Genomic DNA, 23224 nt, shown 5'->3' with positions numbered 1-23224 from the left:
CAATGAAAAATGAAATCGAAAATGCCCTAGCTGTCCTAAAAAAAGGCGGTATCATCCTCTATCCAACCGACACTGTTTGGGGTATTGGTTGTGACGCCACCAATTCGGAAGCTGTGGAAAAAATATTCAAACTTAAAAAACGCAGCGACAAGAAATCGATGATTTGTTTGGTCAACGATTACAAAATGTTGAACGAATACATTGAAGACGTCCCTGAAGTGGCTTATGATATTTTGAAATATGCTGCAAAACCAACGACAATTATTTATGATGACCCAATTAGAGTGGCAGAAAATATAATTGCTGAAGACAATTCACTCGCCGTTCGGGTAGCAAAAGATGATTTCTGTAAAAAGTTAATACGAAAGTTGCGCAGACCCCTTGTTTCAACCTCAGCAAACATTAGTGGATCAAACACCCCACAAAGCTTTGCCGAAATAGACCCTTTAATTTTGGAAGGCGTAGACTATGTTGTAAATTTGCACCGCGATAAAAAATCGGGGAAACCTTCGGCTATCATCAAGTTAAAAAACGATGGTTCGGTGACGGTGATTCGGAAGTAAGAATTGCCACGAACCCGCCTGCCGGACGGGCAGGTTCACGAATTTGAATGTGTTTTATTTGCGTAATATGAGCGAAATAATTTAGAAACAAGACTGAAGGGAAGCACGAAACACGACAGCCTGTCCTGCAAGGTTTTCAAAACCTTGTAGGTCTTTATCAGAAAAAGGAATTGCTTTTACCACGAATACACGAATTTGAATGTGTTTTATTTGCGTAATATGAGCGAAATTATTTAGAAACAAGACTGAAGGGAAGCACGAAATACAACGGCTTGTCCTGCAAGGTTTACAAAACCTCTTAGGCCTTTAATCTTAAAAACCTTTGCGCCTTGGCGTCTTTGCGAGAAAAATTAAATGACAAAACAAACCTATATATCGGCTTTAGAAAACCCAATATTCAGAACGGTTTCAGAAGCTTCAAAACATCTTAATCTAGAAAGTTATGTTATCGGTGGCTACGTTCGCGATTTTATCTTAAAACGAGGCGAAGCAAAAGACATAGATATTGTAGCAATTGGAAGCGGAATTGACCTTGCACAAGAAGTTTCAAAACTGCTGCCTGGAAAACCAAAGGTTTCAGTCTTTAAAACCTACGGCACCGCAATGCTTAAAACCGGTGGGATTGAACTAGAGTTTGTTGGGGCGAGAAAAGAATCATATTCTGAAGAAAGTAGAAATCCCGCCGTTGAAAATGGCACATTAGAAGACGACCAAAACCGTCGCGATTTCACAATAAATGCTCTGGCTTTAAGTCTTTCAAACGAAAATTTTGGAGCTCTTTTGGATCCTTTCAACGGCATTGAAGACTTACGAAACAAAATAATCCGTACTCCGCTAGATCCAGATATTACCTATAGTGACGATCCTTTACGGATGTTACGCGCTATCCGATTTGCTTCACAATTAGATTTCGTTATTGAAAAACAATCGCTTGATGCTATTTCAAGAAATGCTAATAGAATTAAAATAATTTCAAAAGAACGGGTTGTTGACGAAATTAACAAAATCCTACTTTCTGAAACGCCATCAAAAGGTTTTTCCCTTTTGCATAAAACTGGCTTACTACCCTTTATTTTACCCGAATTGGTTGCCTTACAAGGAATTGATGAAAAGGAAGGACAAACACATAAGGACAATTTTTGGCATACACTTGAAGTAGTAGACAATATTTCAAAAACCACAGATGACTTGTGGCTGCGTTGGGCTGCATTATTACACGACATTGGGAAAGCACCGACTAAAAAGTTTGATGAAAAATTAGGATGGACATTTCACGCTCACGAATTTGTAGGCGCCAAAATGGTTTATAAGCTTTTTAAACGCTTAAAAATGCCTTTAAACGACAAGATGAAGTTTGTCCAGAAAATGGTGTTGATGAGCTCCCGCCCTATTGCGCTTGCTTCCGAAGTTACTGATAGTGCGGTAAGAAGATTAATTTTTGATGCGGGAGATTATGTGGAAGATTTAATGACGCTTTGCGAAGCAGACATCACTACAAAAAACCCGAAAAAGTTTAAAAAATATCATAAGAACTTTCAGCTAGTTCGCAATAAACTTGTGGAAGTTGAAGAACGCGATCATATCCGGAATTTCCAGCCACCTGTAACGGGTGAGGAGATTATGGAAACGTTTAATCTAAAGCCATCTCGCGAAATTGGAATAATTAAAGACGCCATAAAAGAAGCGATTTTGGAAGGTGAGATCCCGAATGAATATGAAGCTGCTCGGGAATTTATGCTAAAAAAAGGAAAGGCTATTGGATTAGTCCCGTTAACCCCTGAGGGGGGAACGGAAAAAAAGTAATTCGTGTACTTGTGGTAAAAAACTCATAACTCATAACCCTGAACTCATAACCATAATTCCGTGGCAAACAAAGACAACAAAAAAGTAATCTACTGGCTCCTTACAGGATGCTTTTTGATTTTCGTAATGGTTGTAGTAGGAGGTATTACCCGTCTTACTCATTCTGGACTTTCAATTTCCAGTTACAATCTTATCTCAGGAACGATTCCGCCGTTGAACGAAGCGGAATGGGTTGCTGAATTTGAACATTATAAACAATTCCCTGAGTATCAAAAGAAACATTACCATTTTGAACTTGAAGATTTTAAACAAATCTATTTCTGGGAATACATTCACCGTGTTTTAGGAAGGTTATTAGGAATTGTATTCATCATTCCTTTCCTATATTTTCTAATTAGAAAACAGCTCACCACACCCACCATTAAAAAATCGCTTATTCTATTTTTCCTTGGTGGATTTCAAGGGTTTTTAGGCTGGTTTATGGTGAAAAGTGGGTTGATAGACCAGCCCGATGTTAGTCATTACCGATTAGCAATGCACCTTACTGCCGCTTTCATAACATTCGCATATACCTTTTGGGTGGCGATGGATCTGTGGTATCCGGTAAAAAAGCAAATTAACACTCACATCCGAAATCTAATTCGAATTGGACTAGCAATTTTGTTGATTCAAATAATTTGGGGAGCATTTGTTGCAGGATTGGGCGCAGGCTGGATTCACAACAATTGGCCAATGATGGCAGACGGAAAATGGATGCACGAAACCGTTTACATTGAGCAAACTCCCGTATGGAGAAACTTTGTTGAAGGTAAAAGCGGTGTGCAGTTTGTTCATAGATATTTAGCGTATATCGTGGTTGGCTTTATAGCTTATCTTTGGTACAAAACGCGTAATTTGGAACTAACAAAACCACAAAAAAATGGCATAAAACTATTGCTGGTTTTAGTGTTGGTGCAGTTTGTGTTAGGCGTTTTTACACTTTTATACCAAGTACCGGTTACTTTAGGAGTGTTGCATCAGGTTACAGCTTTCTTTTTACTAGCAAATATGACCTATGTACTTCACAGATTTACAAAATAAGAAACATTATAAGTGGTTGAATGAGGCCGATATTTTTATCCTAACCACTCAATACACAGTCAAATACTGCAATTTTTGACATTTTAAAAACTTAATCAAAACTAAAAACAGACGCACTTATCTGCTTACTTTTTAAGTAACTTTGCGCCCTAATAAAAGCTATACTCATGATTTACCGTTTCAGAATAATCCTCGATACAGACGAAGACGTTTTCCGCGACATCGAAATACAGGCATCTGCCACATTAGAAGATTTTCATAATGCCATTGTTCAAGCCTTTGGGTTTGACGGCCAAGAAATGGCGTCGTTTTATAAAAGCAACGAGTTATGGGAAGAAGGAGAAGAAATCTGTTTGTTCGATTTAGGCGAAGAACCAGGTAAAATTCGAATTATGAGTGATACTTTTTTAGATGAAGTGGTTTCAGAGGAAGAAACAAAATTAATCTACGTATACGACTTCTTAAGTATGTGGACATTTATGGTCGAATTGGCCGATATTGGCGAAGTTGAAGATGGCGTAATGTACCCGAACCTTATGTATGTTCACGGGCAAATTCCTGCAATAGCACCCGAAAAAGAATTCACTTCTGAAAAAATTGGTGGCGAAGACGATTTTGACAGCGATTTCGACGAAGAATTCGATCTAGACCCTGAAGACTATGACAGCCTAGGATTTGATGAAAACTGGAATTAGTAATTCAGTAGTCAGAACGCAGTGTTCTAAGAAATGGTTTTATAAATTAATTCGCCAATTGTTAATTCTTGAAAAAAACATTGCACTCATAACGCTGCACTCATAACTAAAACTAATAATTAGAAATTAAAAAATGATAAACCTATTCGGTACCCATATAGCATCTCTTTCTATTCATCGTGTTGGCAACAAGAGCCGAAACGAACCTATGTTTCTTTCATCAGACCCTTATAAGCTAGATGACGAGTTAACGCCGTTGATGAAAGAATTTTTTCTAAAGCCATTTCGTGAAAAAGAAGAAAACTATTTTCATTTTTCCCACGAGGCCGATTTAGAGTTTCACGAGCTTTACAATATTGTCTCTGCAATTTTTGAAAACCCGAACAGCGTTCACGAACTGTCTAAAAAAATCACTTCGCACTTATTTAACCAATCGGAGCATCCGCATATTAAAAATGGGGAGGTCTATGTTGCTTATCTTGAAAATGTTCAGCTAGACAACGTAAAAATGGACGCTATCGGAATTTTTAAAAGCGAATTAAAGCAGGATTTTTTACAGTTTTCAGAAAAAGAAAACCAATTGGATGCACTCCTTGAACAAGGCGTAAACCTCAACAAATTAGATAAAGGATGCCTTATTTTTAACGCTAATAAAGAAGAAGGGTATAAAGTGCTTTCGGTAGATAGCAATCGTTACGACACGCGCTATTGGATAGAGAACTTTCTTGCAGTAGAAGCCTTGGCCGATGACAACTTCTACACAAAGAAATACTTGAAATTTTGTCAGGATTTTGCGAAAGATATAGTGCTGCCCGCAGAAGACAAAAAACAAGAGGTTATGTTTATGAATAGAGCAGTTAACCATTTTGCGAAAAATGACAATTTTGAAGAGACTGCTTTTATGAATGAAGTTATCGACAATCCAGATTTGATTCCTGAATTCCAAAACTACAAAGCAGAAAAATCTCCTAAATATAGCATTGAAGATTTAACCACTTTTCCAATCGCCAATACCGCCGTAACTGCTGCGCGAAAAAAGATAAAAAACATAATCAACCTGGATACAAACATTCAGATAAAACTAGATTTTATCAACCCAGAAAGTGCCGATAAATTTGTTGAAAAAGGTTGGGATGAAGAAAAGCAAATGTATTATTATCTTGTGTACTTCAACAAAGAAGAGAAAAGCTAAACTTTAAATGATAGCGCAATTTAATTTGAACTCCAAGTGATTGCGCTATTTTTTTAGGCTAGTCTAAAACATAAACGTTGTGATTATTGATGAATTTGAAACGTAATTTTCGCTCCATTTTTTATTGATACTTTAAGAGCTGTTTCTTTGTATATTGCATTAACAAACCCACTATTAAATCTACATATGTTGCAAAAGTTTCTATTGTTGTTCATATTAATTTCAACCAACCTAACCGCACAAATTGCTGGAAAAGTAACCGACATTAATGGAGAACCGCTGCCGTATGTAAATATTTATCTTCAAGATAGCTATAAAGGAACCACATCAAACGACGATGGCAATTACTCCCTAAACATATCCGAAAAAGGGAAATATCAAATTACATTTCAGTTTTTAGGTTACAAATCGATTACCAAAACCGTTGCTCCTACTTCGTTTCCGCATATTTTAAATGTTACCCTCTTGGAAGAAACTACGAGTTTAGACGAAGTTGTTTTAAATACGCAAGAAGACCCTGCATACCGAATTATCCGAGAAACAATTGCGCGTAGAAAGCAAAATTTAGAGAAATTGAGTGAATACACCGCAGACTTTTACTCTCGCGGACTTTGGCGTGTAAAGGACATTCCTGAGAAAATTTTTGGACAGGAAGTCGGCGATTTCGACGGAGCGCTTGATTCCACACGCACAGGAATAGTCTATTTATCCGAAACCATTTCAGAAATAGCATATCAAAAACCAGATAATTTCACCGAGAAAATCATTGCTTCCAAAGTAAGCGGGAACGATAACGGGTTTAGCTTTAACAGTGCCCAAAGCGCCAATCTTTCGTATTACGAAAACACGATTGAAATGAACACCGCCCTAGTTTCGCCAATTGCATCAAATGCAATGAGTTATTACAATTACAAATTAGATGGTGTTTTTTACGAAGGCTCGAAACTTATCAATAAAATTAAAGTAATTCCTCGTCGCCCTAAAGATAGGGTTTGGCAAGGATATGTGTATATAGTTGAAGACGATTGGCAACTGTACGGTGTAGAACTTTCCACTACAGGCGCTGCGATACAAATACCCTTTGTTAGTGATTTAACAGTAAAACAAAACTACAAATACGATTCACAATACAATTTTTGGGTGAAAATTTCACAAACTATCGATTTTGGGTTTGGGATGTTAGGAATGAAGGGCGACGGGCAATTTATAGCTGTGTATTCCAATTATGACTTTCAACCTGAATTCACCAAAAAATCTTTTACCAATGAAGTGCTTTCATTTAAAGAAGGAGCAAATAAAAAAGATAGTCTATTTTGGAAAGGAATCCGCCCCGTTCCTCTAACTAACGAAGAATTAAAAGATTATGTAAGAAGAGACAGTCTTCAAGTAATTCGACGCTCAAAGCCGTACTTAGATTCTATCGATTCTAAATCGAATAAAGTGGGATTTTTATCGCCATTGACGGGTTACTCATTCAGAAATTCTTACGACAAATGGTCTGTTAATTACGACGGCCCAATAACTAAAATTAATTTCAACACCGTTCAAGGGTGGAATGCCAATGCAGGATTAAGTTATAGAAAGTGGTTCGACGATAACCAAACCAACGTGTTTATAGCTTCTGTAAAAGCCGATTACGGTCTCTCTGAAGACAGACTACGTTTTGATGGTTATATCCTTAGAAATTATAATTGGAAGGATAAATTACGCCTCTCACTAAGCGGCGGAAGTAAAGTTGCTCAATTTAACAGCACAGAGCCCATCTCTCCTATTATCAACACTGTCTCTACCCTATTCTTTGAAAGGAATTATATGAAGCTCTATGAGCTTAATTACGGACGGTTAGGATATAGTCAAGAAGTTTTCAACGGACTTCATATTTCGGCGAGTGCAGGTTACGAAAATAGAAAGCCCCTTTTCAACAATACGGACTATGTAATGATTCCGAATAACGATTTGAGTTATTCGAGCAATAACCCATTGGCTCCAACCAACTTTAACAATGCAGCTATTTCCGAACACAACATTGTGAAGTCTATAGTGAGTGCCCGAATCAATTTTGCTCAAAAATATTACTCCAATCCCGATATGAAATTCAATTTGGGAAGTAATAAATACCCTACGTTGAACCTTGCTATCGAAAACGGGATTGCAACTTCAGAAAGTCGTTATAATTTCACTCAGTTTGAGGCAGGATTACGACAATCCATTACTGTTGGAAACAAAGGCGAATTCAACTATAATTTAAAAGGAGGGGGATTTGCTAATGGCGACGGAATCTCTTTTGTAGACTACAAACATTTTAATGGAAATCAAACAAGAGTAGGAACTGCGCCAAATTATACCAATGTTTTCAATCTGATGCCTTATTACCAACTCAGCACGAACAAAAGTTATTTTGAAGGTCACCTAGAACACGATTTTAGAGGATGGGTTTTGGGCAAAATTCCAGGTATTAACCAGTTAAACTTTAATTTGATTGTTGGCGCGCACGTTCTTGGCACTGAACAACAAAAACCATATTCGGAATTTTCCGTAGGATTAGACAATGTTGGAATTGGAAACTTCAGATTCTTAAGAATCGATTATGTCCGTTCGTATTACAATGGCGAAAGTATGGGAGCAGTCGTTTTTGGTTTGAAGTTCTTGGAACTTGTTGGGCTATAGTACGTTTTCGCAGTAGCCCTATTTCCCATATTTTGATTAATTAGTTAAGTGGTATTTTCAACCACAATAACACATAACATTCTTAAAAAGGTTTCTCGATTGAATTTAAATACCATATAGTGCTACAAGCTAGGCACGTATAATTATTAATTAAGCTATACCAAGGTACTTCTCTCTAAACTTAACGCCGAAACACAAAAATGAAGTAAATTTAAGTCACTAGAAACCCTACTTTCCGGCCGCCTTCTTGCGTTTTCTGAAAAAGTCAAAAGCAAACCAAGCAATTACTAATCCAACAAAGTAAATAAAGTAAGAAACGGGCTTTCCACTTCCTCCAACGGTAGTGAAAACACGATCCCAACGCACTTTTTTATTGATGCCATCCCAACTCATCCATACAAACACAGGTTTTCCAACTACGTGATTAAATGGAACAAACCCCCAAGTCCGCGCATCTTCACTATTATTTCGGTTATCCCCCATCATCCAATAGTAGTCCATTTTAAAAGTATATTCAGTAATTGGTTTTCCGTTCAATAATATTTCTCCGGCACTTTGGGTTACTTTATTGTTAAGTCCAATTTCACTGCCTTCATAAACTTCTATAATTCTTTTATAAAGTGGAAGTGTTTCTGGGGTAATTGCCACCGTTGCGCCTTCTTTTGGAATATATAACGGTCCAAAGAAATCGTTATTCCAGGGATATGCTCCGTGATTTGGGAAAATTCCACGATCCCATTGTCCTTTCCTACTTTTTAATGGAATTACTTCTAAAACACTTGGGTTGTTTCTGATTTTATCTAGCGATTCGTCCGAAATAGCTCTAAAATAGTAAATGCTATTTTCTTGATCGTATTCATAACCATCAGTTATATCGTAACGATTTACAAGCAATTGCGGATTGATTTGCCCAGTGGTTTTAAGCGCATATCGAAATTGAAGTCGTGCCCTATCTGGCAATTCATTTTGTTTTCCGTTGATAAAAACGTAACCTTCGCGTACTTCCAAAGAATCTCCAGGCATTCCTACCGCACGCTTTACGTAGTTTGATTTTTTATCGATGGGTTTATAATAATACTTCCCATCACCGTACTGTTGGAAGGCATTTACCGTATCTACAGGCCAGTTAAAAACAACAATATCATTTCGTTTTATTTCTTGAAATCCAGGAAGTCTAAAATATGGGATTTGTGGCTTTGGTAAATACGATTTCTTACGGATTACAGGAATTGTATCGTGTACCATCGGAAACGACACAGCTGTCATTGGCGTTCGTGCGCCATAATGGAATTTACTTACAAAAAGGAAGTCCCCAACCAATAATGTTTTCTCTAACGAAGAAGTTGGAATAGTAAATGGCTGCATTACATACGTATGCACAATCGTAGCCGCAACAACAGCAAAAAGAATAGAACTCACCCATTCACCCGCAGAAGTACGAGGTTTTAAGCTTCTATTTTCGATTAAAGAAACATTTTGAGTGTAATTGACATAGTAAATATAAAGTCCGAAGGTCAACAAGACCAAAACAGTGTCTGCCGTAGAGTTACGCCCAAAACTACGAAGCGTTTCAACCCAGATTACTGGAAACATTATTAAATTTACAATTGGAACAAACAAAAGAATCGTCCACCACCAAGGTCTATTAATAATTTTCATCAAGACTATTGCGTTGTAAACAGGCACAGCTGCTTCCCAAGACTTTCTACCTGCAATTTGATACAACTTCCAAGTACCCGCAAAATGGACCAACTGAATTATTAAAAATACTGTAAACCAACCTATCCAACTCATAATTTGTTATTTGTTTTTCGACCCTTCGACTGCGCTCAGGGTGACAATTTATGGTAACTTTTTAATTTACCCTTCGACTGTGCTCAGGGCGACATATTTTGAGATTTGATATAAAGTCGTTAATCTTTAATCTTCAAAACATCTTTCATTGTAAATACTCCTTTTCTATCTTTCAACCACTCTGCGGCTATAATTGCACCTAACGCAAATCCATCACGGGAATGGGCTTCGTGCTTAAGCGAAATAGTATCAATGGTGGAATCGTACGAAACGGTATGCGTTCCTTTTACATCATCCTCCCTTTTGGCGGAAATCTTCAACTCGCCAGGTTTATCTCCATCCAGTTTCCATTCTTTTTTATCACTGTGATTCAGTATTCCCTCAGCAATCGTGATTGCTGTCCCGCTTGGTGCATCTTTCTTTTCAGTGTGATGAATTTCTTCAACAGAAACATTGTATTCTTTCCAAGGAGCGAGTAATTCTGCAACGTATTTGTTTATACTAAAAAACAAATTGACGCCAATACTGAAATTGGACGCATAAATGAAACTTCCGTTACGCTTTTCACATAAGTTTACCATTTCATCGTATTGCTTTAACCAACCTGTGGTACCAGAAACAACTGGTATTTCTGCTTCCAATGCTTTCGAAATGTTTCCAACAGCAGCTTCTGGCGAAGAAAACTCAATGGCTACTTCAGCATCTTCAAATTTACCTTCAGAAGATTCCTTGGTACTTTTGTAAACGATAGCATGACCTTTTTCCAACGCCAATTTTTCAATCGTTTTGCCCATTTTTCCGTATCCTAGGAGTGCTATTTTCATTGCAATGCCCGCGTGGGCGGGTATCTTTTGATTATTAGTAAATCTTGTGAGCTTGCTCTTTGCTCTTAATTCTTTATTCTTTGTTCTTTGTTCTTTACTCTTTATTCCTTCTTCCTTCTTCCTTCTTCCTTGTTCTTTCTTACAATCAACTTTTCATCCAAATCTATCAGAAGCCCCGTTCTTCAGGAACAACTTGCAGTTTATTTAAACCGATACGTCAACGACATTCCGTACTGCGCTTGCGAATTGAATGGATTTACTTCTAAATTAGGCTGAAGCGATAAATCTTCTCTTACTTCATATTGCCGCAAATGGGCATCCACATTTGCATCGATCACATTTAAAAGGTAAAATGCTAGTGTTACAATAATGCTGACACTCTTATTCTTCTGAGCAGATTTCTGGGCGTTTATTAAGCGATCGTTTGAAATTCCTTGAAATTCGTCATCTGTGTACCCTGCGAGTCTTCTTTTATATGCATCACGAAAACGGTGGTAATCATCGTTTTGTTTCTTATAGAAATAAACACCGGTAGCCATTCCTGCGTAGATAATAGGAATTTTCCAGTATTTCTTGTTGTATGCCTGCCCTAATCCTGGAAGTACTGCGGAATAGAATGCCGCTCTTGCCGGTGCCAATGGTTCGTATTCAACATCATTAAAAATAGAATCATTCATCACGATTGCCCTTTCTTCTTTAACTTTAAGGGTATCGGAAACCTGCGCCAATAAAGGAGTGGCGAAGATTAAAAAAAAAATATATAGGAATTTATTTCTCACTTTTAATGAGCTTCAAAATACGATCGAAGTCTTCTTGATTTTTAAACGGAACTACCAATTGACCTTTCCCCGACTTGGTTATCTTTACATCTACAGAAGTTTCAAACAAATCTGTCAATTCTTTTTTCGCTTTTTTAGCATACGGAGGAATCACCGTTTTTTGTGGAGCAGCTTTTTGTGTTGGGTTTTTATATTCACGCACCAAGGCTTCTGTCTCGCGAACAGAAAGGTTTTGGCTCAGGATTTTTTCATAAATATCCAACTGGTCGCTCAAATCGTCTATATTAATAAGTGCCCGGCCGTGACCCATGCTTATAAAACCGTCGCGAATTCCTGTTTGAATAATTGGATCCAGTTTTAACAGGCGTAGGTAATTTGCAATCGTAGATCGGTTCTTCCCTACTCTATCACTGAGTTCTTCTTGCGTAACGTTTACCTCCTCGATCAATCTTTGGTAGGAAAGTGCAATTTCGATAGGATCTAAATCCTGTCTTTGAATGTTTTCGACCAATGCCATTTCCAAAGATTCCTGGTCATTGGCAATTCGGATATAGGCTGGGATGGTAGCAAGTCCAACAAGTTTTGAAGCACGAAAACGACGTTCTCCACTTACCAATTGGTATTTGTTAAAATCTAATTTCCGAACGGTAATAGGCTGAATTACACCAAGTTCTTTAATAGACGAAGCAAGCTCCCGAAGTGATTCTTCATTGAAACTACTTCGTGGCTGAAAGGGGTTTACCTCAATACTACCCAATTCAAGCTCGACAATACTGCCAACTACTTTGTCTGCGTTTTTGTCTTCAACAGATTTTATATCGTTTGACGGATCTTTCAATAAAGCTGAAAGACCTCTACCAAGGGCTTGTTTTTTAGTTGCTTTCGCCATTTAAATCTTCTCGTTTTTCTTAATAAGTTCGTGTGCTAAACTTAAATAGTTCTCGGCTCCTTTACTAGAAGCGTCATAACTGATAATACTTTCGCCATAACTGGGCGCTTCACTTAAACGAACATTTCGCTGAATGATTGTCTCGAAAACCATTTCGTCAAAATGCTTCTTAACCTCGTCCACCACTTGGTTTGACAAACGAAGGCGGGAATCGTACATGGTTAGCAATAAACCTTCGATATCAAGATTTACGTTATGTATTTTTTGAACACTTTTAATGGTATTCAACAGTTTTCCCAATCCTTCTAAAGCAAAATATTCACATTGAATAGGAATAACAACAGAATCGGCTGCAGTTAAGGCATTCAATGTAAGTAATCCCAAGGATGGTGCGCAATCTATAAGGATATAGTCGTACTCTTCCCTTAGGCTTTCAATTGCCGTTTTCAGCATATACTCCCTGTTTTCAACATCCACCAATTCAATCTCAATCGCTACAAGATCTATATGCGAAGGGATTAGGTCTAGGTTTGGCGAATTTGTCTTAAGAATTGCATCTTTGGCGCTTGCGCTGTGTTCAAGCAATTGGTAAGTACCAAGCTCCACCGATTCAACATCAATACCCAATCCCGAAGTGGCATTCGCCTGTGGATCTGCATCGATAAGCAATACTTTTTTCTCAAGAACGCCCAATGATGCAGCTAAATTCACAGAGGTTGTAGTCTTGCCTACACCTCCTTTTTGGTTTGCAATTGCAATTATTTTACCCATTAATTTACTTGAAATTTTAGAGGTTAAAAGTACAATTAATTATGGGGATAGAAAATCATATTTGTTAACAGAAAGGGAACAATGAGAAGTTATGAATTCAGAGTTATGAGTTATGAATGTCCAATTTCATAACTCTTAACTCATAGCTCATAACTTTTATGATTTTTTCTGAGTGCGAATCATCGCCTCCAACATATCCCACATTTGCTGCGGAACTTGTTCTAGTTGATTCATTTGTCCTGCGCCTTGTAGCCACTCGCCGCCGTCTATAACCACAACCTCACCGTTGATATATGCTGAGAAGTCTGAAACTAGATATGCCGCTAAGTTTGCAAGTTCTTGGTGCTCCCCTACTCGCTGTACAGGAACCTTTTTCGCTGGATCAAACTTTTCTTTTAATTCACCAGGAAGCAATCTATCCCAAGCTCCCTTTGTTGGGAAAGGTCCTGGCGCAATTGCGTTAAAACGAATGCCGTATTTCGCCCATTCTACGGCCAATGAACGTGTCATTGCCAAGACACCTGCTTTTGCAGTAGCGCTCGGGACCACATAAGCAGAACCTGTAAAAGCATAGGTTGTAACAATATTTAAAACGGTTTTATTCGTTTCTTTTTTATCAATCCAATGTTTTCCGAAAGCAAGGGTGCAGTTTTTTGTTCCTTTCAATACGATATCGATGATGGTATCAAACGCATTAGCTGAAAGTCTTTCTGTTGGAGAAATAAAATTTCCTGCGGCGTTATTCAATAGCACGTCCACAGCGCCAAATTCCTTTACAGAAGCTTCGACCATTGCTTCAACTTCGTCATAATTTCGCACATCACATTGCACTGGCAATACTTTTCCGCCAGTTGCTTCTTCAAGTTCCTTTTTTACTGTTTGTAACTTTTCTATATTTCGGGAAGTGATTACCACATTGGCCCCCAATTCGAGGAAATAGGTTGTCATTGCTTTTCCAAGACCGCTTCCACCGCCTGTTACTACTATCGTTTTGCCCTTTAACGCATCGTCGCGGAGCATTTTTGCTGTATAGTCCATAATTTATTTTAAGACACAAAAATACGAATATTTAGTAATGATTGGGGGTGAATGAAAAATGAATACAAATTAAGACGATTGAACATTAACACTTATTTTCACATTACTCATTACTAAATGTTTTAGTCAACAAAATCAAGATTCAAGCTAACGAATTAACGGTTTAAATAAGACTAATACATTAGGGCTTAAATTTTAAGGCATAGAAGCGGACAAGGCGTGATGAGGAATAAGGGTTTTATGTTATATTTGAAGAGAAACAGCAAAATGAATAATGCGAATGGACGCTTTATGGGGTTTGTTTGGATGTTGACCACTAAACAATAAATGATTCTAACAATGAGAGTTCCTATTCTTTTCCTAATAATAATTGTTAACTGTGGGTGCAATAACCCCAAAGCCATTAGTAAAGCCGAAAAGTTTGAAATAATTCTAACAGAAAACAAAAAACTTGAAATTATTTATGGAGATTATGTTTTCAAAAATACAGAAGCCAACAGATTAAATAATGAAGGTATAGACGCTTTAAAAGAAGAAGACTACGACAATGCAGAAACTAAATTTATAGCGGCAATTAGACTCGAACCAGACAACCCCGCGATATTAAATAACCTAGGAAATATTTATAGAGAAAAGGGAACTCACAGAATGGCAATGGAGTATTATAAAGAATCCTTTATTTTTTCAGACTCTACCTACTTTCCATCTGCATTCAATATGGGTGTAATCAGAAACCTGATGGGAGAGTATGACAAAAGCTTTGAGATATTTGAATATATCCTTTCCCGAACAAAATCTGAGAATGAACGAACGACCGTTATGTATGAAATGGCACATGTTATGATAAAACAAAACAAATGTTCTGAAGCAATAAATTTGTATGATAGCATTAAAACTGACTTGTATAAATTTTCAGAATACAAAGAAGATATAGCCAAATTCGAGAAAAAAATCAAGAACTGCACAGAATAACAAACCAGGCGTTTAATCGGCAAAATCCAACCAAATCAACAAATAAAGAAGACTGCTTAATCCCTAAAAACCTCACAACTTAATTTCCATTCTTTATGCCTTAAAAAAGAAAACCGATGCCTATTTTTGACTATTAAAATTAATTGAAAACTCGTCAAAACCTATAAAAACTATGAAAAAAATAATTACCACCACCCACGCTCCTGCTCCTATCGGGCCTTACAATCAGGCAGTCCTTAAAAACGGCATGCTATTTACTTCGGGACAAATTGCGATAGACCCAAAAACAGGCGAATTAGTTTTAGACACCATAGAAACCGAAACAAAACTCGTAATGGAAAACGTAAAAGCAATCCTTACCGAAGCCGGAATGACCTTCGAAAACGTTTTAAAAAGCACCATTTTTATCAGCGACATGAACAACTTTGCCGCAATCAATAAAGTGTATGGAAGCTATTTTGAAGAAGCCACCGCTCCAGCTCGCGAAACAGTAGAAGTAGCCAAGTTGCCGAAGTCGGTAAATGTCGAGATTTCGGTGATAGCAGCGCTTTAAGAGAAATCTGTCAATGAGCTGAATCCACTAAAGTTTTGCTTTAGGCTGAAGATCTTAAATAGTCAGACAAAACCCATTAAATGTCCAGAAAAACAATGAAAAGGAATCCGTTTACTTTACTTAGGAAGTCAATCAAAATTCAAAAAGCTTTAAAATGAAGGAGTTAAATTATATCGAAACCAACAGAAACTCCTGGAACAGTCGTACCGAACATCACTATAATTCAGATTTTTACGATGTAGATAGCTTTATAAAGGGTAATACATCGTTGAATGAAATCGAATTGAGTTTACTAGGCGATATTTCAAATAAAACGGTTTTACACCTGCAATGCCACTTTGGGCAGGACACTTTATCATTAGCCAGATTAGGCGCCAAGGTCACGGGAGTTGACTTGTCTGACAAGGCAATCCTCAAAGCCAATGAACTTGCCAAAAAAACCGAGTTGGAAGCTACTTTTATATGTTCAGACATCTATGAACTTCATAAACATCTATCTGAAAAATTTGATATTGTTTTCACAAGTTATGGCACCATCGGCTGGCTTCCCGACCTTGATAAATGGGCGAAAATTGTTTCAACATTTTTAAAACCCAATGGGAAATTTGTCTTTGTGGAATTCCACCCTGTCGTGTGGATGTTTGATGATGATTTTAAAGAAATTAAATACAGCTATTTCAACAAAGAAGCTATTCAAGAAACTGAAGAAGGAACGTATGCCGAAAAAAATGCTGACATTTCAACTGAATTTATCTCGTGGAATCATAGTATGAGCGAAGTGATTACTAATTTGATAAAAAATGGCTTAGCAATAAACGCACTCCAAGAATTTGACTATTCGCCTTACAATTGCTTCAATAATACAGTAGAATTTGAGAAGAAAAAGTTTAGGATAAAAGGACTAGATGATAAAATCCCAATGGTTTACGCAATAGTGGCTACAAAAACTGCAACCAAGATTTAAAGAGTGCCCTTAACCATGCGGTCTTTACCGTAAATGTCTTGCTTTACTTTAATTTTGGTAAAACCTTCTTCTTTTAGTAATTCCGCTACTTCATTTCCGAAGTGCTCATTGATTTCAAAAAATAAAGTCCCTCCTGGTTTTAGAGAGGTTTTTGCCAATCGAGAAATAACGCGGTAAAAAAGCAACGGATCATTATCATGTACAAACAAGGCCGTTTCTGGCTCGTAATCCAAAACATTGGGCTGCATTTGTTTTTTTTCCAGTTCGCGAACGTATGGCGGATTGGAAACAATAATATCATAATGTTTCTCAGCTTGAACTTCACCTGTCGGAAGTGATTTCGTTTTTAAAATATCCGTTTGAAAAAAATCGACTTCAACTCTATTCTCTACAGCATTTTGTCGCGCCATCTTTATAGCTTCTGAAGAAATATCCACAGCGTGTACTTGTGAATTTGGAAGATTCTTAGCCAAGGAAATCGCAATACAACCCGAACCTGTTCCAATATCTAGAATCGTTACATGGCCAGCATTTTGGGTTGTTGAAGCTTGTTCAGAAACAACCCATTCAACTAGTTCTTCGGTTTCAGGACGCGGGATTAAAGTGTGTTGGTTCACTTTAAAAAGCAAACCGTAAAACTCCGTTTCACCTATTATATATTGTATAGGTTCTTGTTTTTTCAACCGAAGTATCGCTTTCTCGAATCGTTCAGAAGCTTCTTCCGAAACTTTACCATCAGCCTTTAAAGTAATTTGAATGCGGGATAAAGACAAGTATTTCTCAGCAAGCATATCTAAAAAGGATTGCACCTCTTCCGAAGGATACAAACCTTGCAAACTGCTTCTAAAACTGGATTTTAATTCTGAAATTTTCAAAAGATTGAATGTTTAAAGCACTTACAATTAATAGAATTACAGTTTTTTCAGCATTTGAACCGGACAGGCAAAATGCCCAGTATTCCCCAAAGGACCATCGAGATACTTAAACCCTGCTTTTTTTGTAAAGTTTTTGGGCTGATTTCATATATTCCATTGTTTCGAGATAGATATTTTCAAATTTAAACTCTTGTGCTTTGGCGACACAAAATTCCATTAGCTGAGCCCCAAGTCCCAATCCTCTAGCTTCGGGCAGGAAATACATTTTTTGCAACTCGCAAACGTTTCCATCATAATTATCAAGCTGCGCTATTCCGGCACCGCCTAAAACAATGCCATTACGTTCCACTACAAAATAGGCCGAGCGTGGTTTTTGATACGTTTCAAACATACAATCCAGTGCCGTATCGGCATAGGCAGTTCCCACTTTAGGAACACCTAAATCGATTAAAACCTTGCGAATAACTTGAGCTACAATTGGATTGTCCTTTCTTTCAATAAGTCGGATAATAGCTATGTTCATCTAATTAAATCCTTGTATTTTTACGCTGTGAAATTACATGAAAAATATATGTCGCGTTGTATTCAACTCGCCAAAAATGGATTGGGAACCACATATCCAAATCCGCTGGTGGGAAGCGTAATTGTACACAACGGTAAAATAATTGGCGAAGGTTGGCACTACAAAGCTGGACAGCCGCATGCCGAGGTAAACGCCATCGCTAGCGTTACTAGCAATTCACATTTATTAAAAGAAGCTACTATTTACGTAAGTTTAGAGCCTTGCAGCCACTTTGGAAAAACTCCGCCTTGTTCCGATTTAATAATTTCTAGAGGAATTAAGAAAGTCGTAATTGGCAGCACCGACCCAAATCCGCAAGTTGCGGGGCGTGGCATTAAAAAACTACAAGATGCAGGATGCGAAGTTGTTTCGGGAGTTTTGGAGCAGGAGTGCATCGAATTAAACAAACGTTTTTTTACATTTCACAGTAAAAAGAGACCTTATATTTTTCTAAAATGGGCTCAGACAGCCGATGGCTTTGTAGCCCCATTACAAGAAAGCAGAACCGAAACCAAACCCATCTGGATTACTAACGAATTTTCTCGACAACTCGTTCACAAAATACGCAGCGAGGAAATGGCGATTCTAGTTGGCACGAAGACAGTTATAGACGACAATCCATCCTTAACTGTTCGCGATTGGACCGGCAACAACCCAACGAGAGTTGTAATTGACAGGGAGTTAAAACTTCCATCCCACTCCTCTATCTTTGACCGAAGTGTGAAAACGTATGTATTTACAGAAAAAAATAAAGCTTCATTAAAAAATGAAACGCAGTTTGTTCAAATAGATTTTTCAAAAGAAATAGCCCCTCAAATTTGCGATGTTTTGTATGAAAAAGGAATACAATCCCTAATCGTTGAGGGTGGGCCAAAAACACTTCAAACATTTATTAACGTCCATCTTTGGGATGAAGCTCTTGTTTTTTCAGGACCTGCCAATTTTGAACAAGGAGTTTCTGCTCCCGTTTTTAAAGGAGTTTTGATTTCTGAAGAAAAAATAAAGAAAGATAGTTTGCAACGTTTTAAAAGTCAAAAATCTTGATAGCGCTTCTACTGAGTATTCTTTCATCTACTGCTATTTTTGTGGCTTTTAAGATGTTCCCAAAGTATAATGTAAATACCCTTCACGCCATTGTAATCAACTACTTTGTAGCCGCTATCTGCGGAATTATTTTGCAACCAACAGAAATTGAATTTACAAAAACGGTTGTTTACTCTTGGTTTCCATTCGCTATCGCACTTGGGGTACTGTTTATAACCGTTTTTCATTTAATGGGAGTCACAGCACAACGAAGCGGCCTTTCGGTTGTCTCTGTCGCTGCTAAAATGAGCGTGGTTATACCCATACTTTTCGGGTTAATTTATTACAACGAAAGTTTAGGAATTATAAAACTCGTGGGAATTTTATTGGCATTGGCTGCAGTTTATCTCGCCTCTATTAAAGCTAAAGACGGTTTAAAGATAAAAGCTTCGAATTTTGTTTTTCCACTTCTTGTTTTTTTAGGAACTGGGATTATCGACACAACAGTAAAATTTGTTGAAGGTGAATATTTGGGAAAAGAAGATATCGCCATTTTTTCTGCCACTATTTATGCCATGTCGGCTTTAATTGGCGTGGTTTTAATTGTTATCAAAGCATTTGGAGACAAGTTTCAATTTCAGTTTAAAAATATTCTAGGAGGCATTGCCTTAGGAATTCCAAATTACTTTTCCTTTTATTTCTTGGTACTCGCCTTGCGCAGTGGTATTTTTGAAAGTTCAGGGATTTTTACGCTTAACAATGTTTCAATTGTATTAATCTCTACATTGTTAGGTGTTATTTTATTCAAAGAAAAAATATTGCCTAAAAATTGGATTGGAATCGCGCTTGCTGTTTTGGCAATTTTACTGATAACCTTGGGAAGATTTTAATCCACACTTTTTTCAAATAGAAATAACACATATTTTGGATACAGAAAAAGACACGTATAAAACCATTTTAAAACCATCTGAAGAAGTACTTTATAAGGAAAAAGGAAGTAAATTTTTTGGTTACGCCTATCCCGTTTTTACTGAAGAAGAAGCTAAAGAATACATTGAAAGTTTAAAAAAACAGCATTACAACGCACGCCATTGGTGCTATGCTTGGCAACTAGGAAAACGATATGAGCAGTACCGGGCAAATGATGACGGCGAGCCTTCAAACAGTGCAGGAATGCCTATATACGGACAGTTGCAGTCATTTGATGTAACAAACATACTCGTAGTTGTTGTACGTTACTTTGGAGGAACAAAACTGGGCGTTGGTGGTTTGGTTCAAGCTTACAAAACAGCCGCATTAATGGCATTGGAATCTAGCAAAATTGTTGAAAAAACAATTAATGAAACCTTCATCTTAAAATTTGAATATCCCGAGATGAATACTGTTATGCGAATCATAAAAGACGAAAATCTATCTGTTGTAAATCAAAAAATGGAACTTAATTGTGAATTTGAAATTTCTGTTCGCAAAAAAGATGCAAGCCGAATTTTCGATTTATTTGAAAACATATATAAAGTAAATATTAAATCGCTTGAAGAACTTGAAAATTGAAAATTAAGACAATCAAAATTCAAGTTTCTAAGAAGTATCATTCTGCTAATTTTTCCAACAAATAATCAGGTGCCTTCATCAATTTTTTAGTCTCTGTGTTAATAAAAACAAGAACCGTTGTTGCACTAACCAAAAGCTGGTTTGATTCATTAAAAATTTCATAAAAAAATTCGATTTTTGCGGTTGGCATTTTCACCAAACTTGTGCGCACGGTTATCAAATCATCGTAACGGGCAGGGTGCTTATAATCAATACTTAAATGTACCACTGGAAGCTGCACATTATTAGCCTCCATCCATTTGTATGAGAAGCCGAGCTCCCGTAACCACTCGGTTCGTCCCTGTTCGAGATATTGGGCATAATTTCCATAATAGACCACGCCCATTTGATCTGTTTCGCCATATCTCACTCTAAATTGTATTGTAGTTATCTTCAAAATATAGTAGTTATTACAAAAGATTTTTTGTAGTTTTATCGAAAGTGAAGTATGGCGAAAACAATTGAATATTTCAAGCCCTAAAGGGTTTTTTTTATAACTTTTTTGTTCACATATTTGCACTGTTGAGAATAGCTAGGAAAACCTTCTTCCTTTTATTTTTAAACACAAACTTTATTAAAAAACAAAAGATAAATTTTAACTATGAACAAAACTGCGGAATCGGTTTGGAACAACTGTTTGGCTTTCATCGAAGATAATATTACTTCGCAAGCTTACAAAACATGGTTCGAACCCATTAAGGCGGTTAAGTTGGCTGATAGTGCACTCAGCATTCAAGTACCGAGTAAATTCTTTTACGAATGGCTTGAGGAGCATTACGTTAAAATTTTAAAAGTTGCACTTACTAAAGAATTAGGACCTAAGGCCAAGTTGGTTTACATAATCCGTATGGAAAACACCTACGGAAACAAACAACCATTCACTGAAAAAATCCCAAGTTCTAACAGGAGTAATATGCAATCACAGGAAGTGGATGTTCCCGTTAAAAATAAAAGCCCTGAACTAAAAAACCCTTTCGTTATTCCCGGTATTCGGAATGTAAAAATTGAATCACAATTAAACCCGAATTATAATTTTGAAAATTTCCTAGAAGGAGACTCTAACCGATTGGCTCGCTCAGCAGGTTTGGCAGTTGCAAATAAACCCGGAGGAACTTCTTTTAACCCCCTCCTCATATTTGGCGGTGTTGGTTTGGGAAAAACACATTTGGCTCATGCCATTGGGGTTGATATAAAAGACAAATATCCCGAAAAAACAGTACTATATATTTCTGCCGAAAAATTTACACAACAGTATATTGAATCAGTAAGAAAAAACAACCGAAACGATTTTATACATTTCTATCAAATTATAGATGTATTGATTGTTGATGATATTCAGTTATTCTCTGGAAAAGCGGGCACTCAAGATGTTTTCTTTCACGTATTCAATCACTTACACCAAAATGGAAAGCAAGTAATTCTTACAAGCGATAAAGCTCCTGTAGATATGATTGATATCGAGCAACGCTTGTTATCTCGTTTTAAATGGGGACTTTCGGCTGAATTGAATCATCCAGATTACGATACGCGTGTAGCTATTATTGAAAACAAATTGTATCGCGATGGTGTTGAAATGCCTGGCGAAATAATTGAATTTTTAGCTAATAACATTAAAACGAATATTCGCGAACTGGAAGGGGCTATAATTTCATTAATTGCACATTCCTCATTCAATAAAAAAGAAATTACCATTGAGCTTGCGCGGAAGATTGTTGAGAATTACGTAAAACACACCAAAAGAGAGGTTTCTATAGACTACATCCAAAAGGTTGTGAGTGATTATTTCCAAATGGACGTAGATACGCTTCAATCTAAAACTCGAAAAAGGCATATTGTACAAGCTAGACAGTTAGCCATGTTTTTCGCGAAAAAATATACTAAAGCTTCGTTAGCGTCTATTGGATCACAGATTGGGCAGCGCGACCATGCTACTGTACTACACGCCTGTAAAACGGTAGATAACCTATCTAGCACCGACAAGCAATTTCGCAAATATGTAGAAGACCTTAGTAAAAAACTTACCCTATAAAGGTTTTTTTATAATCGGCTTTCGAAAAAAGGTGTTAACTTGTATATTTACATTTTAACCTAATACCTAGCATTTTGGAAAAGAAAAGAATACTAATGGTTTGTCTAGGCAATATTTGCCGCTCCCCTCTTGCCGAAGGAATTTTAAAATCTAAGGTAAATCCTGAGGAGGTATTTGTAGATTCCGCAGGTACAGGACATTGGCATATTGGCAACCCGCCAGACGAACGAAGTATCGCTGTTGGCAGAAAGTATAATATAGACATCACAGACCAACTAGGAAGACAATTTTCTGCCAAAGACTTTGACGATTTTGACCTTATTTACGTAATGGACAATTCTAACAAAAGTGATGTTCTTGAGCTTGCGGAAAACGAAGAACAAAGGGCAAAGGTTAAACTTATACTGGATGAAGTGTTTCCTGGAGAAAATGTAGATGTCCCTGATCCTTATATGGGAGGCACTATGGGTTTTGAAAAAGTATATAGAATGCTAGATGAAGCTTGTAAGCTAATTGCAGCCAAGCTTTAACACGCTTATCGGAGTTAAATACTTATTTTAG

The 23224-nt window shown here is 37.1% G+C and carries 22 protein-coding genes and 1 pseudogene; 14 read left to right on the top strand and 9 right to left on the bottom strand.

The annotated features are described in order from the left end of the window. Positions 1–2 precede the first annotated feature (2 nt). The 6 genes from BLW28_RS00255 to BLW28_RS00230 all read left to right on the top strand — a co-directional run bounded on the left by BLW28_RS00255 (position 3) and on the right by BLW28_RS00230 (position 8000). A complete protein-coding gene (locus BLW28_RS00255; protein ID WP_073220284.1) occupies positions 3–563 on the top strand; it encodes an L-threonylcarbamoyladenylate synthase in 561 nt (186 codons plus the stop codon). A 354-nt stretch (positions 564–917) separates the two neighbouring features. After that, positions 918–2366, top strand: a complete 1449-nt coding sequence (locus BLW28_RS00250) for a CCA tRNA nucleotidyltransferase (RefSeq protein ID WP_073220286.1) — start codon at positions 918–920, stop codon at positions 2364–2366. A 60-nt stretch (positions 2367–2426) separates the two neighbouring features. Continuing rightward, positions 2427–3446, top strand: coding sequence for a COX15/CtaA family protein (locus BLW28_RS00245; RefSeq protein WP_073220287.1), 1020 nt, complete (start codon positions 2427–2429; stop codon positions 3444–3446). Between the two features lie 167 nt (positions 3447–3613). Next, complete coding sequence (locus BLW28_RS00240; protein WP_073220289.1) at positions 3614–4141, top strand: IS1096 element passenger TnpR family protein; 528 nt, start codon at positions 3614–3616, stop codon at positions 4139–4141. Between the two features lie 133 nt (positions 4142–4274). Next, positions 4275–5333, top strand: coding sequence for a nucleoid-associated protein (locus BLW28_RS00235; protein ID WP_073220292.1), 1059 nt, complete (start codon positions 4275–4277; stop codon positions 5331–5333). Between the two features lie 204 nt (positions 5334–5537). Next, positions 5538–8000 carry a DUF5686 and carboxypeptidase regulatory-like domain-containing protein gene (locus tag BLW28_RS00230; RefSeq protein WP_317042253.1) on the top strand — a complete coding sequence of 821 codons (2463 nt, stop codon included), beginning with the start codon at positions 5538–5540 and terminating at the stop codon, positions 7998–8000. Positions 8001–8228: 228 nt separating this feature from the next. Here the strand turns inward: BLW28_RS00230 and lepB are convergent, their stop codons facing one another. From lepB to BLW28_RS00200, 6 genes are all read right to left on the bottom strand, one after another. Then, a complete protein-coding gene (lepB, locus tag BLW28_RS00225; RefSeq protein WP_073220297.1) occupies positions 8229–9794 on the bottom strand; it encodes a signal peptidase I in 1566 nt (521 codons plus the stop codon). A gap of 119 nt (positions 9795–9913) precedes the next feature. Beyond that, entirely contained in the window at positions 9914–10618 is a 705-nt protein-coding gene (gene dapB, locus BLW28_RS00220) for a 4-hydroxy-tetrahydrodipicolinate reductase (RefSeq protein ID WP_073220301.1), read from the bottom strand. Positions 10619–10818: 200 nt separating this feature from the next. Then, complete coding sequence (locus BLW28_RS00215; RefSeq protein WP_073220305.1) at positions 10819–11397, bottom strand: DUF5683 domain-containing protein; 579 nt, start codon at positions 11395–11397, stop codon at positions 10819–10821. Next, positions 11387–12286, bottom strand: coding sequence for a ParB/RepB/Spo0J family partition protein (locus tag BLW28_RS00210; RefSeq protein ID WP_073220308.1), 900 nt, complete (start codon positions 12284–12286; stop codon positions 11387–11389). Before BLW28_RS00210 ends, BLW28_RS00215 begins: the two co-directional genes overlap by 11 nt. Next, complete coding sequence (locus tag BLW28_RS00205; protein WP_073220311.1) at positions 12287–13057, bottom strand: ParA family protein; 771 nt, start codon at positions 13055–13057, stop codon at positions 12287–12289. It abuts the gene before it with no gap. A gap of 156 nt (positions 13058–13213) precedes the next feature. Then, entirely contained in the window at positions 13214–14095 is an 882-nt protein-coding gene (locus tag BLW28_RS00200) for an SDR family oxidoreductase (protein ID WP_073220313.1), read from the bottom strand. A gap of 339 nt (positions 14096–14434) precedes the next feature. On the opposite strand from BLW28_RS00200, the gene BLW28_RS00195 reads away from it, so the two are divergent. The 3 genes from BLW28_RS00195 (at position 14435) to BLW28_RS00185 (ending at position 16584) form a co-directional block, all read left to right on the top strand. Next, positions 14435–15067: a tetratricopeptide repeat protein gene (locus BLW28_RS00195; RefSeq protein ID WP_159431775.1), complete on the top strand. Its 633-nt coding sequence runs from the start codon at positions 14435–14437 to the stop codon at positions 15065–15067. 172 nt (positions 15068–15239) lie between these two features. Then, positions 15240–15620, top strand: a complete 381-nt coding sequence (locus BLW28_RS00190; RefSeq protein WP_073220319.1) for a Rid family detoxifying hydrolase — start codon at positions 15240–15242, stop codon at positions 15618–15620. Between the two features lie 154 nt (positions 15621–15774). Next, entirely contained in the window at positions 15775–16584 is an 810-nt protein-coding gene (locus BLW28_RS00185; protein WP_073220322.1) for a class I SAM-dependent methyltransferase, read from the top strand. Here the strand turns inward: BLW28_RS00185 and prmC are convergent. Next, on the bottom strand, positions 16581–17459 hold the full coding sequence (prmC, locus tag BLW28_RS00180) for a peptide chain release factor N(5)-glutamine methyltransferase (RefSeq protein WP_073220325.1): 879 nt from the start codon (positions 17457–17459) through the stop codon (positions 16581–16583). The genes BLW28_RS00185 and prmC overlap by 4 nt on opposite strands. A gap of 36 nt (positions 17460–17495) precedes the next feature. Next, positions 17496–17982: pseudogene (locus BLW28_RS00175) on the bottom strand (GNAT family N-acetyltransferase). 27 nt (positions 17983–18009) lie between these two features. On the opposite strand from BLW28_RS00175, the gene ribD reads away from it, so the two are divergent. From ribD to BLW28_RS00160, 3 genes are read left to right on the top strand one after another with little or no spacing between them, the layout of a single operon-like run. Next, positions 18010–19065 (top strand): bifunctional diaminohydroxyphosphoribosylaminopyrimidine deaminase/5-amino-6-(5-phosphoribosylamino)uracil reductase RibD, encoded by a 1056-nt coding sequence (ribD, locus tag BLW28_RS00170; protein ID WP_073220327.1) that lies wholly within the window; start codon positions 18010–18012, stop codon positions 19063–19065. Next, positions 19062–19934 carry a DMT family transporter gene (locus tag BLW28_RS00165; RefSeq protein ID WP_073220330.1) on the top strand — a complete coding sequence of 291 codons (873 nt, stop codon included), beginning with the start codon at positions 19062–19064 and terminating at the stop codon, positions 19932–19934. The genes ribD and BLW28_RS00165 overlap by 4 nt, the downstream gene beginning before the upstream one ends. Before the next feature lie 34 nt (positions 19935–19968). Next, positions 19969–20595, top strand: coding sequence for an IMPACT family protein (locus BLW28_RS00160; protein WP_073220333.1), 627 nt, complete (start codon positions 19969–19971; stop codon positions 20593–20595). A 37-nt stretch (positions 20596–20632) separates the two neighbouring features. Here BLW28_RS00160 and BLW28_RS00155 read toward each other — a convergent pair whose 3' ends face one another. Next, a complete protein-coding gene (locus BLW28_RS00155) occupies positions 20633–21031 on the bottom strand; it encodes an acyl-CoA thioesterase (RefSeq protein ID WP_073220335.1) in 399 nt (132 codons plus the stop codon). A gap of 204 nt (positions 21032–21235) precedes the next feature. On the opposite strand from BLW28_RS00155, the gene dnaA reads away from it, so the two are divergent. Further along, positions 21236–22663, top strand: a complete 1428-nt coding sequence (gene dnaA, locus BLW28_RS00150) for a chromosomal replication initiator protein DnaA (RefSeq protein WP_073220338.1) — start codon at positions 21236–21238, stop codon at positions 22661–22663. Between the two features lie 95 nt (positions 22664–22758). Further along, positions 22759–23193, top strand: coding sequence for a low molecular weight protein-tyrosine-phosphatase (locus BLW28_RS00145; RefSeq protein WP_073220341.1), 435 nt, complete (start codon positions 22759–22761; stop codon positions 23191–23193). The last annotated feature ends 31 nt before the right edge of the window (positions 23194–23224 follow it).

Source organism: Aequorivita viscosa, from assembly GCF_900106795.1.
GTDB lineage: Bacteria > Bacteroidota > Bacteroidia > Flavobacteriales > Flavobacteriaceae > Aequorivita > Aequorivita viscosa.
Note: the sequence above shows the minus strand (reverse complement) of the source record. Positions and strands in the feature narration are given on the sequence as shown.

Coding starts and splice junctions, on each gene's coding strand:
- BLW28_RS00255 (WP_073220284.1), top strand. CDS start 3: ATGAAAAATGAAATCGAAAATGCCCTAGCTGTCCTAAAAAAAGGCGGT.
- BLW28_RS00250 (WP_073220286.1), top strand. CDS start 918: ATGACAAAACAAACCTATATATCGGCTTTAGAAAACCCAATATTCAGA.
- BLW28_RS00240 (WP_073220289.1), top strand. CDS start 3,614: ATGATTTACCGTTTCAGAATAATCCTCGATACAGACGAAGACGTTTTC.
- BLW28_RS00235 (WP_073220292.1), top strand. CDS start 4,275: ATGATAAACCTATTCGGTACCCATATAGCATCTCTTTCTATTCATCGT.
- lepB (WP_073220297.1), bottom strand. CDS start 9,794: ATGAGTTGGATAGGTTGGTTTACAGTATTTTTAATAATTCAGTTGGTC.
- dapB (WP_073220301.1), bottom strand. CDS start 10,618: ATGAAAATAGCACTCCTAGGATACGGAAAAATGGGCAAAACGATTGAA.
- BLW28_RS00210 (WP_073220308.1), bottom strand. CDS start 12,286: ATGGCGAAAGCAACTAAAAAACAAGCCCTTGGTAGAGGTCTTTCAGCT.
- BLW28_RS00205 (WP_073220311.1), bottom strand. CDS start 13,057: ATGGGTAAAATAATTGCAATTGCAAACCAAAAAGGAGGTGTAGGCAAG.
- BLW28_RS00200 (WP_073220313.1), bottom strand. CDS start 14,095: ATGGACTATACAGCAAAAATGCTCCGCGACGATGCGTTAAAGGGCAAA.
- BLW28_RS00195 (WP_159431775.1), top strand. CDS start 14,435: ATGAGAGTTCCTATTCTTTTCCTAATAATAATTGTTAACTGTGGGTGC.
- BLW28_RS00190 (WP_073220319.1), top strand. CDS start 15,240: ATGAAAAAAATAATTACCACCACCCACGCTCCTGCTCCTATCGGGCCT.
- BLW28_RS00185 (WP_073220322.1), top strand. CDS start 15,775: ATGAAGGAGTTAAATTATATCGAAACCAACAGAAACTCCTGGAACAGT.
- dnaA (WP_073220338.1), top strand. CDS start 21,236: ATGAACAAAACTGCGGAATCGGTTTGGAACAACTGTTTGGCTTTCATC.
- BLW28_RS00145 (WP_073220341.1), top strand. CDS start 22,759: ATGGTTTGTCTAGGCAATATTTGCCGCTCCCCTCTTGCCGAAGGAATT.